The sequence below is a fragment of the Lyngbya sp. CCY1209 genome (genome assembly GCF_055795065.1).
Genome location: NZ_JAYFER010000498.1, coordinates 17,142 through 39,760, shown reverse-complemented (window position 1 = coordinate 39,760; position 22,619 = coordinate 17,142). Strand labels below are relative to the sequence as shown.

The window sequence follows — 22,619 nt, the reverse complement described above, 5'->3', positions numbered from 1 at the left end:
CAGCGGAAGTGCCAGTGCGATCGCATCTTCCAACGAGGCGGAAACGGAAGCTACAGCCACTGCCGGAGATGCGGAAATGGACAGTTCGGATACCGCCGAAACCGATAATTCTGCCGGCGAAGCAGACGAGAGCCCGGCGGAACCCGTCATCACCGAACCCCAAATGGGTACGGATGGAAATGACGTTCTTGAAGGCGATCGCACAGACAATGAATTTTCCGCCCTCGAAGGGAGCGATACCGTCTCCGGCGGGGACGGAAATGACACCCTCAACGGCAACGCCGGCAACGATACCGTCGATGGCGGGGATGGCAACGATAGCCTGCTGGGTGGACAGGGAGATGATGTCCTGCTGGGAATGGCAGGTGACGATGTTCTCCGGGGAGACAAAGGGGCGGATGTTTTGAGTGGTGGGGACGGTGCGGATACCTTTATTTTGGCACCCGAAAACGGCCCCGATTTGGTGGTAGACTTTGATGCAAGTGAAGGCGATCGCATCGGTTTGGGTGGCGGACTGACGGTAGAGGATGTCAGCCTGGAGGCGATCGTATTTGAGGGCTTGGATGCCACCTCCGTCCTCGACGCCGACGGTTCCGTTCTGGCGGTGGTTTTGGGAGGCGTGAATGCGGACGATCTCGCGGCGGTTTCAGAAGAAACTGTCGCCATACCCCGCGACGATATCCCCTCGACGGGCGAGGCGGTTTCGGGAAGTGAAGTTTCCGACGAAATTTTGGGCACTGCCGGGGGCGAGAGTCTCTCGGGTTTTGAGGGGGACGATCGCATTTTCGGCGAGGCGGGAGACGACATCCTCACCGGCAACGCCGGCAACGATACCGTCGATGGCGGGGACGGCAACGACAGCCTGCAAGGCGGACAGGGAAATGATATCCTGCTGGGAATGGCGGGCGACGATATCCTCTGGGGCGACAAGGGGGCGGACGTTTTGAGTGGTGGGGACGGTGCGGATACCTTTATTTTGGCGCCCGAAAACGGCCCCGATTTGGTGGTAGACTTTGATGCAACCGAAGGCGATCGCATCGGTTTGGGCGGCGGACTGACTCCGGAGGATATCACCCTCGAAACCAATGACTTTAATGGGGATGGTATCGGTGACACTTACGTTCTCAATACCGATGCCTCGGTTCTCGCCGTCGTTTTGGGGACGGTTAACAGTCAGCTCCCCGACCTGACACACATCGACTTTTTCACTTGATTGAAAATAGACAAACGTTGTAAACTTTAGCCTAATTACGTGATAATGATTCCAATGACTGACTCTTTCAGGGCTTCCGTCGATCTACACGAGATTGCAGACTTCCTCAAGCGTGAATTGAAGATGAAGGAAGTGTGCAATCAAATATTTTATCAGAAGTTAGTTGAGAGAGCTAGTCAGGAGAGAAATATTACGGTGACGGAAGATGACATTCAGGCTGAAGCCGATCGCCAGCGGCTGGCGTTGCGGTTGGAAAAGGCGTCGGACACCCTGGCTTGGCTGGCTGATCAGATGATTTCCCCCGACGATTGGGAAGCCGGAATCCGCGATCGCATCCTCGCCCAAAAACTCTCCGAAGCCCTATTTGGTTCCGAAGTCGAAAAGTATTTCGCCCAAAACCGCCTGGAATTCGAGCGGATTCTACTCTATCAAATTGTCGTCCCTTACGAACGGCTGGCTCGGGAATTGTTGTACCAAATTGAGGAAGAAGAAATCAGCTTCTATCACGCCGCCCACCTCTACGATATCGACGACCGCAGGCGGACGATGTGTGGCTACGAAGGCAAACTCGGACGGACGAATTTGCCCCCTCAAATCGCGGCGGTGGTTTTCGGCGCGACCCCGGGCGAACTCCTCGGCCCGATTGCTACAGAGCAGGGATATCACCTCCTGAAAGTCGAGGAGTTTATCCCCGCCGAACTCACCCCCGAGTGTCGCCAAGAAATTCTCCAGAGAATGTTCAAAAACTGGCTCGCCAGCGAACTCAACTACGCCCTCAGCAACGCCAGTCTTTGAGCAATTATCCGGTCAGTTAGCGAGATTTCTTTTTGAGAGCGATCGCACTCCCGAACCCGCTCAGGAGCAACAGGGCGATCGTGCCGGACGGTTCGGGGGCCTTGACCATGACTTGATTGGTTTTGACTTCCAGCAATGTCAGATAAGTCGCGTCCTCAAAGGTGTACGAAAAATTCCCCGCCACCTCGGCTAAGGCATATTCTTCAAACCCGCCAAATGAGGTATTGAGAGTCTGAGCCAGATTGAAAGAATCGCTGGCGTCAACCGTCAGAAAATCCTCGGAACCCGCCGTATTCAACCCGCCGGAAATATTCAAGAATCCGAAATGGGTTTCGGGGCGGCTGCTGTCAAACAGATAAAAGGCGATGTTTCCCAAGGCGTTTGCCGCCTCTTTGGGGCTGGTGTCGATGCTCGTCCCCAGTCCCAGAAATGAGCGAAAGTCAAAGGAAAATGTTTCTCCCGCTCCCAGGTAAAAATTGCGGGCGATTACTGCAGCCGTACTCTGGGCAACTCCCAGATATTCCGAACCCTCTCCGAAGGCACTAGAAGAGGAATAATTGCCCGCTACGGTTGGAAAACAAATCTCGGGAAGACAAGGGGGGTTGGTGATAACGGCATCGGCATCGGCGATCGCCGTTACCGAGCCGCCGCTGGAAAATGTAAATGTGTCGGTTTCCGCCAGGGTCGAAACGGACTCCGGTCTGTGGCTGAAATTATCAATTTCAACGACTCCGGTCGAGTTCGCAAATGTCGCCGCCCCGGCCGGTTTGACTTCCCATCCGGGAGCGTTGAAGAGAGCGACAGACAGGGTTGAAAATGCGATCAAAATATTGGCTTTGGGGAAATTCATGGCAAATTTATAGTGAGTCAAATCGACGCTAAATATCCAGAGCAAATAGAGATTTATTTCTTCTCTCTACTCACCCATGTTATTGAATTATCACCTAGAAAAAAAGGTCGTTATTTAAAGAGTGTCGAGTTTTCGATAAAACTTTTGTAAAAACAATTAAAATTATGGATTGATAAACTTAAAACATATCACGAATTGGAGGTCGGTGTTTGATAAGATTCGGTAAAAAAGGGTCTGGAAATGTAAATTTATGATGAACGAACCGGCGATCGCAACCGTTAAAATCCGGTTTACCCCCCTTAAAATCATCCAGAAATTGACGTATAAAATCCCTCGGAGTCTCGGAAACACCGCATTCGGCTATCTTTTTTGAGGGGTGTATTTGACCGGATTTGCCGTAGAGTTGGGTGTGATCGGTGGGGTGTTGGGTGTAGGGAAAACCCGCGAAAAATCGGATGCCCGTCGCGGGCATCCGACCGAGAGCCGATGGCGAGATCAATTGAACGGCTGCATCTCGGCATTCAACCCGTACTGTCGCAGTTGTCGCAGCAATTGATCCGCCCGATAGCGATCGCGGAACGCCCCCGCCTGGATCACCGACCGGCCGTCCACCACCGTTTGGAACGCCTCGGGAACCAGCGATCGCACCCGTTGCAGAACCGGATTGCCCGCATCGAGTACCACGACGCGGTAACGCAACCCCATCAGAGCCGCCGTCACCGGCGCCAGGGAAGGCCGGGAACTCGAAGCCGGGAGATCCGCCGCCACCGCGCTGGGAAGCTGGCCCCCGCCGCTGCCGATGGGAATGTTGCCGCCCGGAACCGGCAGGATATCTCCCGAGGGCGAAACCGCCGGAGGTGCGGCCGTGATGGTCGATTGAGTTTGGGGAGGGGGCACCGGAATCGAAGTCGAAGTCGCTTCCGAGGGGGGGCGGTCAAAAATCGCCCGATTCAACAGGGACAACAGCAGGGAACCCGTCGAAGATCGGGAAGGGGACTCGGCCGGCGGCGGGGAGGCGGGGGCCGCCGCCCGGGGAGTTTCCGGCGGGGGGACCGGGATCGGGATCGCCTCCGAGGCGGTGGGGGTCGGGGGTTGGGCGGCGATCGGTGCGCTGTCGCGGATCGGTGCGCTATCGCGAACCGCCTCCGGAGAAACGTCCGACTCCGGCAGGTAAACCGGCAGCGAAGCCGCCTCGTTGAGGGGAGAAATGGCGGCGGGGTCGTTGGTTTCCCCCTGGGGCCGTCTCAGGAGTCCGGTGGCGATGGCGGAGGGTTCAGCCGGTGCCCGGTAGGTCCCCCCCACATCCAGCAATCCGGCGATCTGGGTCGTCGCCAACTCGTTGCCGTAGGCCTGCAGGGTGAGTCCCTCCGTGCCGTTGTTGACGTCGTAGCGGCCGTTGTTGCGGATCACATTCTGCCCCGGTTCTTGCGACGTCCCCAGATCCGGGAGCGATCGCGCGATCGCCACGATCCCGTCCCGTTGATTCTGCTCGATATAATTATTTCGCAACACCGGGCGAGCACTGGCCTGGATCACCACCCCGTCCCGATTGTAAATAATCCGATTTCCCACCACGAACGGCGCCGACTTTTGGGCGATATTGATGCCGAACCCGGTATTTTGAAACTCGTTGTCGCGGATTTCCGGCCTAGCCGAACCGAAGACGGTGATGCCGTTGGCGCCATTGTCGGCGAAGCGATTGTCCTGGATCAGGGGAGCCCCCGCCCCCACCACCGAGATCCCGTCGTGGAGATTGCCGGTAAACGTGTTGTTGGAAACAACCATCGACGTCGATTCGATCCACAACCCGTAACCGCGATCGTTGGGATTCGTCACCGTCACCCCGCTCAACCGGGCGGCGTTGGCGCCCAAAATCGCGATGCTCTGGGTGGCGAAGGTGCGGCTCGTGAACGGCCCGCCCCCGGAAATGACGATATTGGCCCCCCGATTTTGGGGGTCGCCCTGCACCGTGACATTGGGTTTGAGCATCAGCGGAAACACCTCCCCCGTCTGGGCGCTGTAGGTGCCCGGCGCCAGTACGATCGCGGTGTTGGGCCGGGCCCTTTGCAGCGCTTGGGTTATCGTCCTCAGCGGTGAAGCTTGGGTGCCGTTTCCGGAATCGTTCCCCGTCGAAGAACTGACGTAAATGACGCTCATCGAATCGGCGACGGTGGGGGCGGCCTGGGCCACGGGAAAGGGAGACGGGGGGAGCGCCCGGACTGCGGCGCTCATCCCCAGCAGACTCAAACTGGCGAGGGCCGCGGCGGGGAGCAGGTGTCCCCAGGCGATCGCCGGGGACGGTTTCAGGCCGGCGCAATTGTCAGAAGGCGTTGACGAGGGTGAGTTCAAGGGGCGGTTCGAGTCACCGGCGGGAGGCGGCGGGGCCTTTGAGAACTCCCGGACGGTGGGGGGTTGACAGTTGCGGGGGGATGTTGAACTCACGGCTGTACTCCGACAAACTGTTACATTTTCGTTGAGTTTTCAAACGGTTGTCGTCAAGTATGCCTCATTCTGGCCCCGCCTGATTTTCGATCCTGTTAAGAATTCTTAAGCCCGCTTCCCCAAAGGCCGCAAAAAATCTGGTATAGTAACCTGCGGCAATTTTTTCTCGGGCAACAATCGACGGCTTTACCGGAGTTGAGGGAGTTTTGATGGGCGATCTAAACAGTGGCAACAAACTGGCACAGCCGGCGCTGTATCGGATTCTCGACGCGAATTTGGATCGGGCGCGGGAGGGTATCCGGACAATCGAGGAGTGGTGTCGCTTCGGGTTGGACCACTCCGACATGGCCCGGGAGTGCAAGGAACTGCGGCAGGAACTCGCCCAGTGGCATGGAAACGAATTGCGGATGTCCCGGGATACCGTCGCGGATGTGGGCACGGAGTTGAGCCACCCCCGGGAGGAGAGCCGGGAGGGATTGGAACAGGTGCTGCAAGCTAATTTCTGCCGGGTGGAAGAGGCCCTGCGGGTTTTGGAAGAATACGGCAAGGTGTACCACCCGGAGATGGGGGCAGCGGTGAAACAGATGCGCTACCGGGTGTATACCTTGGAGAGCAATTTGTTGGCTTATGGACGCCATCAGAAGCTGCAAACCGCCCGCCTGTACCTGGTGACGTCCCCGAACGATCGCCTGTTTTCCGTGGTGGAGGCAGCCTTGCAGGGGGGGTTGACAATTGTTCAATATCGGGATAAGGAGTCCGATGACGCCCTGCGCCTGGACAACGCCCAAAAGTTGTGCCAGCTTTGCCGCCGCTACGATGCCCTATTTTTGGTCAACGATCGCGTCGATATTGCCATCGCCGTGAATGCCGACGGGGTGCATCTGGGACAGCAGGACCTCCCCATCGCCGTTGCCAAACAGCTTCTCGGACCCCAGCACATCGTGGGGCGATCGACGACGAACCCCGAGGAAATGAAACGGGCGATCGCCGAGGGGGCGGACTATATCGGCGTCGGTCCGGTGTACGCCACTCCCACCAAAGTGGACAAGCCGGCGGCGGGTTTGGACTACGTCCGCCACGCCACTCGCAATGCCTCGATACCCTGGTTTGCGATCGGCGGCATCAACATGAATAATTTTGATGATGTCCTACTCGCGGGCGCCGAACGGGTGGCGGTGGTGCGGGCCCTGATGCACGCGGAACAGCCGACCCTGGTGACGCAGTATTTTCTCTCCCAATTTACCCGGATCAAAACCTTGCGCGATCGTAAAATTCTCTCCTAAAATCCCCCGATGAAACGGCCCCCCCAAGTCGGTCAGGGAGGCTGAGAGGTCAAGAATTGATTCCCGAGCGGTTCAGGTATAGCAGTGCGCGATCGTGTCGTTACAAGCTCTAGAAATGGGAGTAGGGAGTCGGTCGTAGGGAGTAGGGATTGACAATTCTCACCCGTCCGGCGTGTAACTAGGCCAGCGATCGTTGCTATCAAACTCCATTCAGGTTGACATCGAAGAAGATTGGGCCGGCGGCGATATAACCATCAATGACCGAACCCAATCGGCAATTCGGATTCGGTTTGTCATAGTCGGAGAGGTAATTCTTGTCAGGTTAGAGTCAATTTTTATTGAGTCAAAGTTAATTTTTGTCACGGCACGGCTCGAACCCATTCTCGGGTGTGGTATCTTTAATCTTAACCGGGTGCGACAAAGGTGTTGTTACTCTCTATCAGTGCAGTGAAACAAGAAAACAGTCGATACTCTTTTCCCGATGCCCTCGAATGCATCCAGAAAAAAGTTTATTTGAACCAAAAAATCAAGTTAAACCTCCAACAACAAAGGATATTAGAAGCCGTATGGAATAACTTTTCCTACGACGATATCGCCAATTCCTTGCACTTGAGTCCGGGACATACGAGAAACGTTTCATCCTCCCTGTGGAAGCTGCTCTCGGAAGTTTTTGAGTATAAAATAAACAAATCTCATTTTCGCGAACTGATGCTTTGTTTACTGGAAAATGGAAAATTTCAGCTCATGGCATCGGTGGATTTAGAGGATGACGACCAAAGCTGTTGCGGGACAATTTTAATCATAGACGATCGCATCGACAATTTAAAAACCCTGTCCCGACTTTTAAAAAAAAATGGCTATCAAGTTCGCAGCGCCACCGGCGGAGAGGATGCCCTATTGTACCTGGAACGAAATATACCCGATCTGATTTTGTTAGATATTTTGATGCCGAATATGAACGGATATGAAGTCTGTGAAAAAATCAAGAAAAATCCCGTCACTAAGGGGATTCCGATTATTTTCATCAGCGCGATTCAAGAAGAAATTGACAAGGTAAAAGCGTTCAGATTGGGGGGCAGCGACTACGTTTCCAAACCGTTCCAATCCCACGAAGTTTTGGCGCGAGTCTCCTACCAGGTCAAACTCAAAAAGCAGCAGGAAGCCTGGGAACAGGAAATCCAAGACCATCAGCAGACGATCGAAATGCTGTATCAGTCCCGACTGATCTTGTCGAGTGTCCTCCACCAGACTCGCTACGGAATCGCGGCGTTTGAGGCGGTGCGGAACTCCCTCGATGGGGAAATTGTCGATTTTCGGTGTTTGCTGGCTAACCCGGCGTTTCGGCGATGCTTTGAGATGGGCAAAAACCAGCCCATCTACGATGAAGAATGCAGCCATTGGTTTGCCCGACTCGATGTCGATGTGATTCAACCTTTCATTGAAGTCGTGAAAACCGGCAAGCCCTTTCAGAAGAAGGTCGAATTTCAGGAAAAATCCTATCAAATGACGGTACAAAAACTGGGGGACGGCATCAATTTGACGCTGCAACCGTTGCCGCGGGGTGTGGGGGCGGTTCGCGAACCGCCCCCACAGCAGATGTAGCTATCCGGCAATTTTCAACAATTCGACATCGAAAATCAGGGTGGCGTTGGGGGGAATCACGCCGCCGGCGCCGCGGGCACCGTAGCCCAAATCCGGGGGGATGATGAGTTTCCGGCGTCCCCCCACTTGCATGGAGGCGACACCCTCATCCCAGCCTTTGATGACTTGGCCGACCCCGATTTTAAAGGAAAACGGCCGGTTGCGATCGCGGGAACTGTCGAATTTCGTCCCGTCTTCGAGGGTCCCGGTGTAGTGGACCACAACGGTTTGACCCCGTTGGGGACTCGCACCGTCTCCCGCCTCGATTTCGACGTACTGGAGGCCGGAATCGGTGGTAATCGTGTTTTCTTCTGTATTAGCCATATTTTGAGCGATCGTTACGTTTTCGGAGGGCGCCACGCCTCGGGAGAGTAGGGGATTGGGGTCAACTTTCCGCTCCTGAATGGGGGTCACGGTTTCGGTTGTCACCGGCGACCCGGCATTCGAGGCGTTCGCTTCCTGTCCAGAATAGGCGATCTGAGCAATAATGAGAACAATCGAGCAGACCGCGATCACTCCAAAACTGATCAAAATTTCTCGCACCTTCACATCCTCCTCTGTCCGGAATTGACCTTTTCTCATCTTGAAAGTCTACCCGATTTTGCACCAGTATTTCATCAAATCGAATCGAATCGATCGCTTCTCCCCCCCGTTTTAGGGGGGATTGGGAGGACGTTTTCATCAAGATGGACTCAAGGTTGCCAGGGCTTTTTCGACCGCATCACAGGCCCGGTCAACCTCCGCTTCATTGACAATTAACGGGGGCACGAACCGCACCACTTTCGGGCCGGCGGGGACCAGCAACACCCCTTGAGCGATCGCCGCATTCACCACTTCAATGGAAGTCAGTTCAACATCGGCCCTCAATTCCATGCCATTGATCAAACCCCAACCCCGCACTTCGGCAACTAAACTGGGATACTGAGTCGCGATCGCCTCCAGTCGGTTCCGCAACTGTTCCCCCCGTTTCTGCACGTTTTCCAGCAGGTTTTCCCGTTCCAGGGTCTGACACACCGCCAACGCCACCCCGCAGGCGAAGGGGTTCCCGCCGAAGGTGCTGGCGTGGTTTCCGGGTTCAAACACGTCGCAGGAGGACTTGCACAGCAGGGCCCCGATGGGGATGCCGCCGCCGAGTCCCTTGGCGGAGGTGAAAATATCCGGTTCGATACCCAGATTTTCGTACCCCCACCATTTGCCGCTGCGTCCCATTCCGACCTGAACTTCGTCGAGGATCAGCAGGATGCCCTTTTCGTCGCAGATCTGGCGAATTTTTTGGAAATACTCGCGATCGCCCGGACGGACGCCGCCCTCGCCCTGCAGGGCTTCCAGCAGAATTGCAGCCACCCGCCGCCCGTCTTTGTCGATTTCCGCGATCGTCGTTTCCAGGGCGGCTAGGTCGTTGTAGGGGGCGTAAACGAAGCCGGGAACCAGGGGGCTGAAACCCTTTTGGTATTTGGGCTGTCCGGTGGCGGTGATGGTCGCCAGGGTGCGTCCGTGGAAGCTGGCGTGGGCGGTGACGATGACCGGATCTTCGATATTGAGGCGATCGTGGGCGTACTTGCGGGCTAACTTGATCGCCCCTTCGTTGGCTTCGGCGCCGGAGTTGCAGAAAAAGACGCGATCGCCGGCCGAATGTTGCGTCAGCCACGCCGCTAACTCGCCCTGTTCGGGGATGTAGTAGAGGTTGGAGACGTGGTGCAGTTTTTGAATTTGCCGCGTCACCGCTTCAATTAAGGCCGGGTGGGCGTGTCCGAGGGTGCAGGTGGCGATTCCCGCCACGAAGTCGAGATATTCCCGCCCCTCCGTATCCCACACCCGAGAGCCTTCCCCCCGTTCGAGGGCGATGGGAAACCGCCCGTAGGTGGTCATGACGTTGGCATCGAAGCGATCGATACTGAATGGGGTCCCAGTTTTTGTTAATGTTTCCGGACTCACGAATGGCTCCTTATAATTTGCTGCTGATCCTCGATTTTACGGGAAAATTCCCTGTCGCTGGGGGCGATCGCATCGCGATGGGCTTCACGGAGTCAGGATTTGATGACATCGGCGGGGGGATGTCTGTCGGGGAAGATCGTCTCATGATGCCGACAAACAGCCCGCGATCGCTTCGTAAAGATTCCCCAGCAACTCCTCAAAGGTATCGCCTTGGGTGGCACATCCGGGAAGGGCGGGAACCTCGACCCAAAATCCACCTTCTTCTGCTTCATGAATGACAACTTTTAGTTTCATTTAAATTTACCCCTTAAATCTCCAACTTTTTCTTTAAATTGACAGTATCGCTCACTTTTAGATCCGATTCGATGGACGGGGAGGTTTCGGTGTCCAAAACCTCCCAATCTTCTGCGGAAACGGCCGGTTAAAAGGAGGCTTCATAGCGCAGGACTGTGCCTTGAAGGGGGGAAGGTTCGGATTTTTCAGAAAAATCGAATAACTGATTGAGCTGTTCGACAAGTGATTTTTGTTCGGCTTCGGGGAGTGAACGAATGACTTGAATGATGGAGTCAACTAATTGAGTGTTCATGGTAAATTTTAGATTGTAGGGGCGCAAGGCTTGCGCCCAGATTTTCAATGATTTAATGTCGTACTTCACCCGAGGGAGACAGGCCAGATTTGACAATCTCGATGTTGCGATCGCCCATCATTTCCTCAAACAACGCCGTCGGCAGAACTTCCTCGACGGGCAAAACTCCGGGCTTTTGCAGGCGATTTTCTAACATCAACTGGGCGATCGTCCCCGTACCGATGCCGGCAATAACTGCGGTATTATCGTGGACGACGGTGGAGCAGAATTGGGCGGGTTTTCCGTTTTTTTTGCCGCTGACGTGCGATCGCACCGCCACGCCGATGCCGCTGAAATTGTCCGTCACTTCGGTCATTTGATAGCTGACGTGGGAGAGGAATTCGATCACGTTGGGATTTTGCAGCCAACTCGCCGGCCACCAGTGGGCGACGCTCCAGGTGAGGTGATTGTAAAAGTCGGGTGCCGTGCCGAATTTGGTGATCACAGTTTTGACGGGAAACGATTCCGCCAGGGTGAAACATTCGGGCATATCGAACCAGTAAACTCCCGTTTTTCCGTAGGGTTTGGGAAATTCGATTGTTTCGCGATCGCTGTAGGGTTTGACGGTCTGCCACTGGCCGTCCAGCCACACTTCAAAGGGTTTTTGCAGCCCCAAAAAGGTGGTTCGCATCACCGTCAACCCCGCCCCGCCGGAGCCGCCGACGACATAACTGAGGTGGATGGTGTCCGCCTCGTCCAACTGTTCCACACCCTGCCGCACCAGACTGTTGGAAATGCCCGGAAAAATGCCGCTATTCACAATAGCCGTCACCCCCGCTTCCTTCGCCGCCTCGCACCGCTCCAAAATCCGGCGGGTGAAGCTGCGGTTGTCGCTGACGTCGATATAATTGACCCGTTCGGCGATGCAGTGTTCCAGAACGGCGGTGTCCCGGTAGTGAAACGGACCGGCACAGTGCACCACCAAATCCGACTCGGCGATTGCAGTTCGCAACTTATCGCGATCGCCCAAATCTAAGGATAAATAGCGAAAATCCCCCGATCGCCCCGTGCTGCCGTTGCGTCCGGTGACGGTAATTTCCGCCGATGCGTGTTGAGTCAGATCCCGGGCGACACTGCTACCGATGCGGCCCTGGCCCCCGAGAATCAAAACCCGTGCATTCATAATCTGTCGTTTCGTGTGGATGTGCGATCGTTCCCCAGTTTATCGCAAGTCTAATCGGTTATTTGACTTTTGACTTTCCCCACACCCTACACCCTACACCCTACACCCGTCGCGCAGCGACAGTTTATCACGCCGGATTCCCCGAAACCCCCCCCGGGCGGTAAGCTAAGAGATTGAAATCGATAGGGTGAATTTTATGCGATCGCGAATTTTTCCCGCTCTCCTGGCGTCCGTCGTCATCGGGTTCCTCGGTTGGCTGTGGGCTCCCCCCGCCTGGGCGATGATTCAGGTCGAATTATTCGATCTCGGCTACAAAGACTGTCCGGCGGAACTCTCCGAAGGCATGGTTTCCAGCGGTTCCATCCAAGACGCCAACTGTTTCATCGTCACCGGAAAGGCCAAAAACACCTCTGGCAAAACCGTCGTCGATGCCGACATCTTCGGACGCATCTACGACGCCAACGATAACCGCGTCATGCAGAACCGCACCCGCCTCGGCAGCATCGACGTGGTGCCCCCGGGGGTGAGCGACTTTGAACTGAGGATTTCCGTGCCCGCCGCCCTCAAAACCCCCCTGAAACTCGAACAGTTCAAGGCTTCCGGCTTCACGGGCCGCATCGGACGTTAGTCGGGAATAGGGAATCGGGAATCGGGAATCGGGAATCGGGAATCGGGAATCGGGAATAGGGAATTAGTATTTTTCATTTTTCATTTTTCATTTTCCCTACTCCCCACACCCCAACTCTCACAGGTTAGGGCTAGAAAGCCCCGTCGCTGTCTTCGCGGGGATTGGTTACCCACTCAACTCCAAGTGACAGACGCAGGGTTTCTCCTCTAGCCACAGTTCTCCGACTTGTTTGAGTGCCAGGATGACCGGTTTGAGTTCCCGGCCTTTATCGGTGAGGGAATATTCGACGTGGGGGGGGATTTCGGGGTAAACCGTCCGGATTAATAAACCGTAGCGCTCTAACTGTCTCAATCGGATAGTTAGGGTTTTTGTGCTGATCCCCGGCAGGGCTTCGAGCAATTCGTGGGTTCTCAAATCGCTTCGGAAGAGTTCTCGCAGGATTTGGATCGACCATTTGCTGCCGATGATCTCCAGAATAAATTGTATCGGACAGGTGATCTCCCGGCAACGATCGCGGCTTAATGAAGTGGGCGATTCGTTACGTTTCTTAACTTTCATCGGGCGTTCCTCATGTTCTTAATCTTTTTTAAGAATAACCCATACTCCAGAGAAATCGCCAATTTTTTCGCCCGGTAACTGTGGGCGACGGCCGGGGGATATGGCCGTTTATGAGAAAAACAATACAATAAAAGTACAGTCAAAGAAAACACAAGCTCGAACGTAAGTCCGGACGATAAATATTGAAAAACCGGCTTTATGTCACGACAAAAAGCCGGGGATCAACGGCAATATCATTTTCTGGACTCAGTAAAATAGGGAGAAATGGGCGATCGCGGTACGGAACCGGTCTGCCCCTGTTTCTCATAAAACCGATAAAAACTGCGCCGTCATCCCGTTGGCGGCAACTTTAATTTGGAGTTTTTTACCCCATGTTGAAACTATCCACCCAAAAAAAAGCGCCGGTTAACAAGTCCAAATCCCTCGTTTTGTGGTTCGAGGAAGTCGGACTCGCAGACCTGCCCTTGGTGGGCGGTAAAAATGCCTCCCTGGGCGAAATGATCCGGCAACTGCGACCCCGGGGCATCGAAGTCCCCCAGGGGTTCGCCATCACCGCCGAGGCTTACCGTCGCTTTATCGAATACGCCGATTTGGAAACCCGCCTGCGGGAGTTGTTCGCCGATCTCGATGTGGAAGATATCAAAAACCTCCGCTGCCACGGACTCGAAGCCCGATCGCTGATCGCCAATACCCTCTTGCCCCCCGACCTGGAAGAAGCGATCGCCCTCGCCTACCAACAATTGTGCGATCGCTACGGCGGCGAAACCGATGTGGCGGTGCGATCGTCCGCCACCGCCGAAGATCTCCCCGACGCCAGCTTCGCCGGACAGCAGGAAACCTACCTGAATATCCGCGGCTTGAAAGCGGTCCTGCAGGCAACCCGCAAGTGTTTCGCTTCCCTGTTCACCGATCGCGCCATCTCCTACCGGACGTTAAAAGGATTCGATCATTTCGACGTCGCCCTCTCCATCGGCGTCCAGAAAATGGTGCGATCGGACCTGGCCACCTCCGGCGTGATGTTCTCCATCGACACGGAAACCGGCTTCAAAAACGCGGTTCTGATCACCGCCGCCTACGGTTTGGGGGAAACGGTGGTCCAGGGGGCCGTCAACCCGGACGAGTACAAAGTTTTCAAACCCACCCTGCGGGAAGGATTCCGCCCGATTTTGGAAAAGCGCCTCGGGTCCAAGGCGATGAAGATGATCTATGATCGCACCCACTCCACCCGCACCGTCCCCGTCCCGGAAGCCCAGCAGCGACAATTCGCCCTCAGCGACAATGAAATCCTGAAACTGGCGCGGTGGGCCCTGGCGATCGAGGACCACTATTCCCAAATTCGCGGCGGCTATTCCCCGATGGATATCGAGTGGGCGAAAGATGGACAAACGGGGGAATTGTTCGTGGTCCAGGCCCGCCCGGAGACGGTGGAATCTCAAAAGTGCGATCGCGTCCTGCGACAGTATCACATCCACGGCGGCGGTGAGGTGTTGGCGGAAGGTCGGGCCGTTGGCGATCGCGTCGGACAGGGCAAGGCGCGAGTTATTTTAAACGTGCAGCGGATCGACGAATTCCGACCCGGTGAAGTGCTCGTCACCCAAAAAACCGATCCGGATTGGGAACCGATCATGAAAAAGGCTTCGGCGATTATTACCAATTCCGGGGGGCGGACTTGTCACGCGGCAATTATTGCCCGAGAAATGGGAATTCCGGCAATTGTAGGATGCGGAAATGCGACGGATGCGGTGCGATCGGGTCAGGAGGTGACGGTTTCCTGTGCCGAGGGGGAAACGGGCAAGGTTTACGAGGGTTTGATTCCGTTTGCGATCGCGGAAACGGTACTCGATGACCTCCCCAAAACCCGGACACAAATTTTGATGAATGTGGGCAACCCGGAAGAGGCGTTTCGTCTGGCTTCTGTTCCCTGCGACGGCGTGGGGTTGGCGCGGCTGGAATTTATCATCGCCAACCATATCAAAGTTCATCCCCTGGCGTTAATTCATTTTGACGACATTGAAGATGAGGCGGCGCGGCGGGAAATCGAACGGCTGACGGCGGGATTTGAGCAAAAACCGGATTATTTTGTGGACAAACTCGCCCACGGCATCGGCACGATCGCGGCCGCGTTTTATCCCAATCCCGTGGTGGTGCGGATGAGCGATTTCAAGAGTAACGAATACGCCAATTTGTTGGGCGGTCGGCAATTTGAACCCGAGGAAGAAAACCCGATGATCGGGTGGCGGGGGGCATCTCGCTATACGGATTCCAAATATCGGGCGGCGTTCGCGTTGGAATGTCGGGCTCTGAAGCGAGTTCGGGACGAGATGGGACTGGCGAACGTGATTCCGATGATTCCGTTCTGTCGCACGCCAGAGGAGGGGCGAAACGTGTTGGCGGAGATGGAAAAACACGGTTTGAAACGGGGGGAAAATAGCTTGCAAGTTTATGTGATGTGCGAGTTGCCCAGTAACGTTTTGTTGGCGGACGAGTTTTGCCAGGTGTTCGACGGCTTCTCCATCGGATCGAACGATTTAACCCAATTGACGTTGGGATTGGATCGGGATTCTGGCTTGGTGGCGCACATTTTCGACGAACGAGATGAGGCGGTGAAACGGATGGTAAAATGGGCGATCGCGGCGGCGAAAAAACACGGCCGAAAAATCGGAATTTGCGGTCAGGCGCCGAGCGATTATCCGGAGTTCGCCCGCTTCTTGGTGGAGGCTGGAATTGATTCGATCAGCCTGAATCCGGATTCGGTTTTGAAGACGCGGTTGGATGTGGCGAAAATGGAGGAATGAAGGATTTCGTGGGGAGGAAGAAACCGGGTTTCTAGAAAGGTGTTGGGTTCTCCACCGAGATATTGGTAGAAACCCGGTTTCTAGATCGAGTTACGTTATCTGTTGGGAGGAAGAAACCGGGTTTCTAGAAAGATATTGATTTCTCCATCGAGATATTGGTAGAAACCCGGTTTCTAGATCTAGCAACCGAATTTTGAAAGATGTGGTGTAAGTCAGTCCGGCGATCGCCGGATCTGATAGATGACTGCTTTGGCGGTGTTTGCCGAAGCAGTTTTTTTTGCTATCTTATCCTGGGGAGATTATACCAGATGGTGCGATCGCTGGGTCACAAGTGGTCAAAGCTCGTCGGTTCTGCTATACTCGTGGAATGGTTCTCATCGTTATTGAGGGGTTGAGCCGAATCGCACCGTGGAACCCATCCTGACCGCTAAGATTGTCGAATTCAAGCTGGATTTGTCGGCCGAGCAACAAGCCCCGATCGACGACTGGCTCGATTTGGCAAACTGGATTTGGAACCGGGGTTTGGCATTGCTCAACTGGCACGACTACTGGCGTATGCGCCAGCAATGTCGCTACCTGCCGAAGCTCGATCGCAAAAAAGATCCCGATGTTGCAGTCGATCCCGAAGTCCTGAGACGGTGGAAATTTGTGGAGTGGGAAAAAGTCGCCCTCGCCCCCCTGCGATCGCAGTTCAACGAAATCGAGGTGGCTGTCACCAACAAAAAAGGCAACCTCAAACGCGATCGCAAAGGCAACCTCAAACTCGACAAGAAAAAACACTGGTTGCTCTGTGCGAACCGCACCACGGTAAAGCGCGTCAGCATCAACGACTATCCGGGCTACAATAACTATCACGTCGAAGTCTTTGGGACGATCAAAATCTATTCGGGAATTCCGAACCTCAGATCGGGTTGCTTCATCGAGGAACGCCAGACCAAAAAGGGAGTTCGGCATTATCTCCACACGCCGGAGATCGATCCGGTCAAGCTTCACTGGATAAAGGAACCGCCTTTTGATTACGAGGGGATCAATCCCGAATACGCCCTGTCCAGGTTGTTTTCAAAAGAGGCGATTGCCGGAGATGAAAAAGTTCCCGATCCGATCAAAGCGAGATTTGAGACAATTCACGGGAAGCTTGTCGCCGGCCTTCTCAAACGATTGGGCGGTGCTTGGCAGGAATACCGAACGGGCAAACGGGGTAAGCCCCGATTTAAAAATCGCAACAGCGAAGTGATTCGCAGTCTGACCGACTTTAATGCCGCAATTCGGGAACCAAAGACCGAGGAAGACAAAGCCCGCATCAAGTCCGACCGAGAAGCCTGGAACGCCCGACGGAAGGAGTTGAAAGAACGGGGGGAACCGGATATTGGGAAATATAAGGAGCCGAAAAAAAAGCTGATCGATTCCACCTGGAAAACAAAACTCGACCAGGTGCGGATTCCCAAATTGGGCTGGGTACAGGTCAAAGGCCTTCCCGAACGGTGGGGCGATCGCCACATCGCCAACGGTCGGATATTGCGGGAATCGTCTGGGTATTACCTGCAACTGACGGGGGAGTTTGAGGTCAATTTAAAAGGTGTGAATCTCAAGCGATCGAGTGACGATCTCCGTGCTGTCGGACTCGATGCCGGGGTTGTGAGTTTGTTCACGGACGATTCCGGACGGCAGATATTGCCCCGCACCGATCGCCTCAAGGATGAAAGCTTGCCCGAACGGGCGATTCGGCAAATTCGGCGGCGCGATCGCGAAAACAAGCGGTTGAAGCGGCTGCAAAACCAGTTAGATCGTCGCGAACCCAAAAAGGGAGAAAAGCCTTCCAACAATTACCGAAAAACTCACAAAGCTTTTCAGCGAATTCACGAAAAGCAGCGCCGTCGGGGGCGGGCCAGCGATCATAAAATAACGACGCGATTGGTTCGCCAATACGACGGGATTGCCTGCGAAGACCTCAACCTGCAAAATATGACCGCCGCTTCTAAAACGAACCTGACGGAAGACGGAAAAACCTACGCCAAAAATCGCAAAGCCCAGAAAGCGGGGTTGAACCGGGCGATCCTCCGCAACACCCACGGGCGCCGGGTTGAAATGTTGAAGTCCAAAGCGAAAGATATCAACGACGCGGCGATCGCGATGGGGTTGATCGACCCCGAAGATTGTAAGCGGGAAGTTGTCAAGGTTCCGGCCCACCACACCAGCCAGGAATGTCGAGTTTGCGGCTATACTGACAAAGCAAACCGACCCAACCAGGCGACGTTCCGCTGTCAGCAGTGCGGACACGCCGAACACGCGGACATCAACGCGGCCCGAAATATTCTCAACCGAGCCTTCCGACCCGCCACGCCGGAAGGACGGGGTAAAACAGCCTTCGCAAGAAGCTACCGCTCTTGGGAGTGGGAAGTTAAGCCTGTTCGGGGAGAAATCCCCGCATTCGATGGAGACGCGCCATCGGGAGAGTCCCCAATGGGGACGATGAGACAGGAAGCTGCACCATCGACCGTTCCCCTCGATGGCGATCGCGACAGCACCAAAGCCCGTGACATGGCAAACAATCTGGGGGACACCCATCAAAAATCCAAATTGCGAAATTCTCAAAAATCCAATTGCGCGGAGAAGGAGGTGTTGGGCGACGAGACCCAAAAAAAATTGACTCAATCCCTTACCCCATCGGGGATAGACCTATCTTTGCCCTCGGGCGAGCGTCGCGCAAATCCTGAAACGCTCTCCAGGCAGTCAATTGAGCCGAATTCTCAGAAGCGATCGCGGCGACAACGATCCCCGAAACGCAAATCTGAGGAGAGGCCCGCGCAAACGCTCGACGGAATCCAGTTACAGATTCCGTTTGAATGAGGGGCCGTCGCAATCGTTTTTGAGGGGTTTAGGAGATTGCAAGTTTGAAATATTTGGGCCGGGTGCGCGGCGCCCGAAAGTCGCAATCGTTTTTGAGGGGTTTAGGAGATTGCAAGATCGTCCCGACTCGCGGACTCTACGCCAAGGCGCGTCGCAATCGTTTTTGAGGGGTTTAGGAGATTGCAAGGAAACTCGATGTAAGCGGTTTCAATTCTCGCACCGTCGCAATCGTTTTTGAGGGGTTTAGGAGATTGCAAGCTGGATGACGAAATGGATGAATTGGCGAAAAGTGATCGTCGCAATCGTTTTTGAGGGGTTTAGGAGATTGCAAGTGTAATGCCTCTGGAGATTGACGATGCGGGAATGTCGCAATCGTTTTTGAGGGGTTTAGGAGATTGCAAGACCTCCAATCCCCGCTTTTCCAATGCACCTGAAATGCGGGTCGCAATCGTTTTTGAGGGGTTTAGGAGATTGCAAGGGGTTAATCCCAACATTCCAAAAACCCGTAGAAAGTCGCAATCGTTTTTGAGGGGTTTAGGAGATTGCAAGCCCTCCAGGCACATGATCAGGGGCTCGGAACGGCTAGTCGCAATCGTTTTTGAGGGGTTTAGGAGATTGCAAGCAAAGTTCTCGCCTCCCCCTCGACGGCTTCGAGCGTCGCAATCGTTTTTGAGGGGTTTAGGAGATTGCAAGATGGGCAAGTTCCCGAACTGGACTTTATAAAGGCGTCGCAATCGTTTTTGAGGGGTTTAGGAGATTGCAAGCTTCCCTTCAGGTAATCCCGGCACCGCTCGGCGAGTCGCAATCGTTTTTGAGGGGTTTAGGAGATTGCAAGAACAGGAACATCACAACAATTGTAAATCCGACCAAGTCGCAATCGTTTTTGAGGGGTTTAGGAGATTGCAAGCGCGAAAGCCGCCAGGTCGATCGGCGGATGATTTTGAGTCGCAATCGTTTTTGAGGGGTTTAGGAGATTGCAAGGTCTTCGGAATAGTAGAACCCCTCCGAGAACGCCTCGAGTCGCAATCGTTTTTGAGGGGTTTAGGAGATTGCAAGTATTCTCCCTTGTAACTGGCTAACCAGTTCAGTATCGGGTCGCAATCGTTTTTGAGGGGTTTAGGAGATTGCAAGCAAGAGCGGTACGACGCGATCGCCGCCGAAAACGCCGAGTCGCAATCGTTTTTGAGGGGTTTAGGAGATTGCAAGACCCCGGATGAATGGGCGACTCTCTCGGATGAAGGTCGCAATCGTTTTTGAGGGGTTTAGGAGATTGCAAGTCCAAAGAGTAAGTGGCAAGATGCCCCCGAAACCGCATCGCAATCGTTTTTGAGGGGTTTAGGGTATTGCAAGGCGACACCCCATTATTTCAAAATAAACTCAACTGGCGATCGCGGCAAATTTCAACTTGATGACAACTCCCACTTTCCACAAATTTAAGAATACAGCGGGCGACATATTCCGCCAACTTCACCGGAACCGCATTGCCGATCATTTGTTCCAAATCCGATTTGCCGCCCTCGAATTTGAAGGTTTTCGGGAAGGTTTGAATGTAACTGCGTTCGATTGTCGTCAGCGGCCGCAAATTCTCGTCGATATCGCAGGGATCTCCCGGATGTTTTTTGTAGGTTTTCGGGACGGGACGGTTCACCCCCCGCACCGTCGGGCTGGGTTCGTGAATGCTGAAAACCCCCCGCCTTTTATAACTTCTCGGGTGGCGATAAAAATACTCGATTCCCAAGCTGTCCCCCAAATACTCGAATACCGTCATGGGTTCGGACGACTGATTTTTTATCAAATACTCGCTCAAATCTCCGTCGTTGCCACCCAGTTGACCGATTAAAAAATATCTTTTTCTCGCCTGCGGAACGCCGCAATAACTCGCGTTCAAAACCGAAGATGTCAGGCCGTAGCCGCTTTTTTTGAAGAGTGCGATCGCACTTTCCAAAACCTGACTTTTGGCAATTCTCGTCACATTTTCCATGACAAACCAGCTCGGCTTGACATGGGTGACAATCTCTGCAAAACTTAAGGTTAGATTCGCTCGACCCAGACTCTCATCCCGCTTCCCCGCGCTGGAAAAGTCTTGGCAGGGGGGGCCGCCAATGATTATATCCGGTTGTAATTCGGCAATGAGATCTCGGGCTTCTGTCGCCGCCAGATCGATTTCGGTGATGGGATGTTTGAAATTTTGTCGATAAACCGCGATCGCCGGTTTCCAACAGTCAAAGGCGGACAGAATCTCAAATCCCGCATTTTGAAATCCCAGGGACAACCCCCCGCAACCCGAAAATAAATCAACCGTTCTCATTTTCAAAATCAACAAATCCGAGCCATCATATATTATAGCGTTCGATATGATTTATGGACTCAATAAATGAGCCGGTCAACCCATTGAAGTGCGATCGCCGCATCGGCTTGTTATCATCAAAAATTTTGCTGTTCGACACACTGCATACAATTGCCGCGATCGCAATATTTTCCGAGGTTCAAAACCGCCGATCGCGATCGGCTCAAACAGGATGCGGCAATTGGCCCGATTTGACCCGTCAGATGTGACCGCCCGTCGATGTCGCAAAAATAGCACAAAATTCGTTAAAATGGCAAAATTTTATCAAAATTTTATCTTGTGGTCGCGGATTCGTTGAGAGACTTGCTTTATTGATGTCGAGCGTGTAGAGTATTGAAGTGCCTTTTAAAAGGGGACAGCAATTCAATGAAAACTTCAATCAATCTCTAGTTACAGACAACTCAATGCAATTACAAGCTGATTCTCCGACTGCGGGGAGTTCTCACCCCAAGAATAAGGAGCTGCCCTTCACGCTCCAAGATTTGAAAGCCGCAATTCCCCCCGATTGTTTTGAACCCTCCGCAGGCCGTTCCCTGGCCTACTTTTTTTTAGATGTGGGTCTGATTGCGGGGTTTTACGCGATCGCCGCCTACCTAGATAGCTGGTGGTTTTACCCGATTTTCTGGCTCATCCAGGGGACGCTTTTCTGGTCCCTATTTGTCGTCGGGCACGATTGCGGACACGGTTCGTTTTCCAAATCCAAACGGTTGAATAACCTGATCGGACACCTGAGCCACACCCCCCTGTTGGTTCCCTACCACGCTTGGCGGATCAGCCACCGCACCCACCACGCCAACACCGGCAATATCGACACCGATGAAAGCTGGTATCCGGTGATAGAAAGCGACTACAATCAGATGCTTTGGTACGAAAAGCTTGTTCGCTTTTATCTGATGCTGTTTGCCTATCCCATCTATCTTTTCGTCCGTTCCCCCCGTCGGGAAGGGTCGCATTTTTTACCCAGCAGCCCCCTGTTTCGCCCGTCGGAAAAATGGGATGTGATAACCAGTACGGTTTGCTGGGTTGCATTTGCGGGATTTTTGGTCTTTTTAACCGTCCAATACGGCGGGCTATTTTTCCTTAAATTCTACCTGGTTCCCTACCTCATTTTTGTCATATGGCTGGATCTCGTCACCTTTTTACACCACACGGAAGATGACATTCCTTGGTATCGGGGCGATGACTGGTACTTCCTCAAAGGGGCATTATCAACCATCGATCGCGACTACGGTTTCATCAACCCCATCCACCACAATATCGGCACCCACGTCGTCCACCATATTTTCCTGAGTATTCCCCACTATCACCTACTCCGAGCCAACGAAGCCATCAAGCCCGTTCTCGGAGATTATTATCGCATCTCCAAAGAACCGATTTGGAAGGCGTTTTGGAAGTCTTATTTGTCTTGTCACTTCGTCCCCGATAGCGGCTCCGGCGTCTACTACCGATCGCAGTTCAATCCGGGATACGATGTGACGGTCGGGGAAAAAGATTCTCAATCGAGGTAGAATAAAAAGGCAGTCAACCGCGATCGCCA

The 22,619-nt window shown here is 54.0% G+C and carries 18 protein-coding genes and 1 CRISPR repeat array; of the genes, 9 read left to right on the top strand and 9 right to left on the bottom strand.

The window, feature by feature from the left end:
* Nucleotides 1-1,213: calcium-binding protein (locus AC0QHF_RS15915; RefSeq protein ID WP_324705212.1), on the top strand; the 1,213-nt coding region annotated here is incomplete at its 5' end.
* 54 nt (nt 1,214-1,267) lie between these two features.
* A complete protein-coding gene (locus AC0QHF_RS15910) occupies nt 1,268-2,008 on the top strand; it encodes a peptidylprolyl isomerase (protein WP_324705211.1) in 741 nt (246 codons plus the stop codon).
* A gap of 16 nt (nt 2,009-2,024) precedes the next feature.
* Here the strand turns inward: AC0QHF_RS15910 and AC0QHF_RS15905 are convergent, their stop codons facing one another.
* Nucleotides 2,025-2,858 (bottom strand): hypothetical protein, encoded by an 834-nt coding sequence (locus AC0QHF_RS15905; protein ID WP_324705210.1) that lies wholly within the window; start codon nt 2,856-2,858, stop codon nt 2,025-2,027.
* Between the two features lie 495 nt (nt 2,859-3,353).
* Complete coding sequence (locus AC0QHF_RS15900; RefSeq protein WP_324705209.1) at nt 3,354-5,300, bottom strand: DUF1565 domain-containing protein; 1,947 nt, start codon at nt 5,298-5,300, stop codon at nt 3,354-3,356.
* Between the two features lie 209 nt (nt 5,301-5,509).
* On the opposite strand from AC0QHF_RS15900, the gene AC0QHF_RS15895 reads away from it, so the two are divergent.
* Both AC0QHF_RS15895 and AC0QHF_RS15890 read left to right on the top strand, forming a co-directional pair.
* On the top strand, nt 5,510-6,583 hold the full coding sequence (locus AC0QHF_RS15895) for a thiamine phosphate synthase (protein WP_324705208.1): 1,074 nt from the start codon (nt 5,510-5,512) through the stop codon (nt 6,581-6,583).
* Between the two features lie 447 nt (nt 6,584-7,030).
* The gene (locus AC0QHF_RS15890) at nt 7,031-8,185 is read left to right on the top strand and encodes a response regulator (RefSeq protein WP_324705207.1); all 1,155 of its coding nucleotides are present in this window, start codon (nt 7,031-7,033) and stop codon (nt 8,183-8,185) included.
* On the opposite strand, the gene AC0QHF_RS15885 is transcribed toward AC0QHF_RS15890, so the two are convergent.
* The 5 genes from AC0QHF_RS15885 to AC0QHF_RS15865 all read right to left on the bottom strand — a co-directional run bounded on the left by AC0QHF_RS15885 (nt 8,186) and on the right by AC0QHF_RS15865 (nt 11,907).
* Nucleotides 8,186-8,767 carry an FKBP-type peptidyl-prolyl cis-trans isomerase gene (locus tag AC0QHF_RS15885; RefSeq protein ID WP_324705213.1) on the bottom strand — a complete coding sequence of 194 codons (582 nt, stop codon included), beginning with the start codon at nt 8,765-8,767 and terminating at the stop codon, nt 8,186-8,188. It abuts the gene before it with no gap.
* Nucleotides 8,768-8,905: 138 nt separating this feature from the next.
* Complete coding sequence (locus tag AC0QHF_RS15880; protein WP_324705206.1) at nt 8,906-10,159, bottom strand: aspartate aminotransferase family protein; 1,254 nt, start codon at nt 10,157-10,159, stop codon at nt 8,906-8,908.
* Between the two features lie 141 nt (nt 10,160-10,300).
* Nucleotides 10,301-10,453 carry a type II toxin-antitoxin system HicB family antitoxin gene (locus tag AC0QHF_RS15875; protein ID WP_324705205.1) on the bottom strand — a complete coding sequence of 51 codons (153 nt, stop codon included), beginning with the start codon at nt 10,451-10,453 and terminating at the stop codon, nt 10,301-10,303.
* Between the two features lie 127 nt (nt 10,454-10,580).
* Nucleotides 10,581-10,745 (bottom strand): hypothetical protein, encoded by a 165-nt coding sequence (locus tag AC0QHF_RS15870; RefSeq protein ID WP_324705204.1) that lies wholly within the window; start codon nt 10,743-10,745, stop codon nt 10,581-10,583.
* Between the two features lie 52 nt (nt 10,746-10,797).
* Nucleotides 10,798-11,907, bottom strand: a complete 1,110-nt coding sequence (locus AC0QHF_RS15865; RefSeq protein ID WP_324705203.1) for a saccharopine dehydrogenase family protein — start codon at nt 11,905-11,907, stop codon at nt 10,798-10,800.
* A gap of 196 nt (nt 11,908-12,103) precedes the next feature.
* Here AC0QHF_RS15865 and AC0QHF_RS15860 point away from each other — a divergent pair, with 196 nt between their 5' ends.
* A complete protein-coding gene (locus tag AC0QHF_RS15860) occupies nt 12,104-12,535 on the top strand; it encodes a hypothetical protein (RefSeq protein ID WP_324705202.1) in 432 nt (143 codons plus the stop codon).
* Between the two features lie 165 nt (nt 12,536-12,700).
* On the opposite strand, the gene AC0QHF_RS15855 is transcribed toward AC0QHF_RS15860, so the two are convergent.
* Entirely contained in the window at nt 12,701-13,093 is a 393-nt protein-coding gene (locus AC0QHF_RS15855; RefSeq protein ID WP_324705201.1) for a winged helix-turn-helix transcriptional regulator, read from the bottom strand.
* A 371-nt stretch (nt 13,094-13,464) separates the two neighbouring features.
* Here AC0QHF_RS15855 and ppsA point away from each other — a divergent pair, with 371 nt between their 5' ends.
* Both ppsA and AC0QHF_RS15845 read left to right on the top strand, forming a co-directional pair.
* Complete coding sequence (gene ppsA, locus AC0QHF_RS15850; protein ID WP_324705200.1) at nt 13,465-15,888, top strand: phosphoenolpyruvate synthase; 2,424 nt, start codon at nt 13,465-13,467, stop codon at nt 15,886-15,888.
* A 408-nt stretch (nt 15,889-16,296) separates the two neighbouring features.
* Nucleotides 16,297-18,735, top strand: coding sequence for a zinc ribbon domain-containing protein (locus AC0QHF_RS15845; RefSeq protein WP_324705199.1), 2,439 nt, complete (start codon nt 16,297-16,299; stop codon nt 18,733-18,735).
* 6 nt (nt 18,736-18,741) lie between these two features.
* Nucleotides 18,742-20,085: direct repeats of the CRISPR family, unit length 37 nt; unit sequence GTCGCAATCGTTTTTGAGGGGTTTAGGAGATTGCAAG.
* A gap of 16 nt (nt 20,086-20,101) precedes the next feature.
* On the opposite strand, the gene AC0QHF_RS15840 is transcribed toward AC0QHF_RS15845, so the two are convergent.
* Nucleotides 20,102-21,043, bottom strand: a complete 942-nt coding sequence (locus tag AC0QHF_RS15840; RefSeq protein ID WP_324705198.1) for a DNA cytosine methyltransferase — start codon at nt 21,041-21,043, stop codon at nt 20,102-20,104.
* A 53-nt stretch (nt 21,044-21,096) separates the two neighbouring features.
* On the opposite strand from AC0QHF_RS15840, the gene AC0QHF_RS15835 reads away from it, so the two are divergent.
* Nucleotides 21,097-21,291, top strand: a complete 195-nt coding sequence (locus AC0QHF_RS15835; RefSeq protein ID WP_324705197.1) for a hypothetical protein — start codon at nt 21,097-21,099, stop codon at nt 21,289-21,291.
* Between the two features lie 195 nt (nt 21,292-21,486).
* The gene (locus AC0QHF_RS15830; protein WP_324705196.1) at nt 21,487-22,590 is read left to right on the top strand and encodes a fatty acid desaturase; all 1,104 of its coding nucleotides are present in this window, start codon (nt 21,487-21,489) and stop codon (nt 22,588-22,590) included.
* Nucleotides 22,591-22,619 lie beyond the last annotated feature (29 nt).

What these genes read in the sequence shown, in the direction of transcription:
- AC0QHF_RS15910 (WP_324705211.1), top strand. Translation starts at nt 1,268, where the DNA reads ATGACTGACTCTTTCAGGGCTTCCGTCGATCTACACGAGATTGCAGAC.
- AC0QHF_RS15830 (WP_324705196.1), top strand. Translation starts at nt 21,487, where the DNA reads ATGCAATTACAAGCTGATTCTCCGACTGCGGGGAGTTCTCACCCCAAG.
- AC0QHF_RS15855 (WP_324705201.1), bottom strand. Translation starts at nt 13,093, where the DNA reads ATGAAAGTTAAGAAACGTAACGAATCGCCCACTTCATTAAGCCGCGAT.
- AC0QHF_RS15870 (WP_324705204.1), bottom strand. Translation starts at nt 10,745, where the DNA reads ATGAACACTCAATTAGTTGACTCCATCATTCAAGTCATTCGTTCACTC.
- AC0QHF_RS15865 (WP_324705203.1), bottom strand. Translation starts at nt 11,907, where the DNA reads ATGAATGCACGGGTTTTGATTCTCGGGGGCCAGGGCCGCATCGGTAGC.
- AC0QHF_RS15860 (WP_324705202.1), top strand. Translation starts at nt 12,104, where the DNA reads ATGCGATCGCGAATTTTTCCCGCTCTCCTGGCGTCCGTCGTCATCGGG.
- AC0QHF_RS15905 (WP_324705210.1), bottom strand. Translation starts at nt 2,858, where the DNA reads ATGAATTTCCCCAAAGCCAATATTTTGATCGCATTTTCAACCCTGTCT.
- AC0QHF_RS15835 (WP_324705197.1), top strand. Translation starts at nt 21,097, where the DNA reads ATGGACTCAATAAATGAGCCGGTCAACCCATTGAAGTGCGATCGCCGC.
- AC0QHF_RS15840 (WP_324705198.1), bottom strand. Translation starts at nt 21,043, where the DNA reads ATGAGAACGGTTGATTTATTTTCGGGTTGCGGGGGGTTGTCCCTGGGA.
- ppsA (WP_324705200.1), top strand. Translation starts at nt 13,465, where the DNA reads ATGTTGAAACTATCCACCCAAAAAAAAGCGCCGGTTAACAAGTCCAAA.
- AC0QHF_RS15895 (WP_324705208.1), top strand. Translation starts at nt 5,510, where the DNA reads ATGGGCGATCTAAACAGTGGCAACAAACTGGCACAGCCGGCGCTGTAT.
- AC0QHF_RS15875 (WP_324705205.1), bottom strand. Translation starts at nt 10,453, where the DNA reads ATGAAACTAAAAGTTGTCATTCATGAAGCAGAAGAAGGTGGATTTTGG.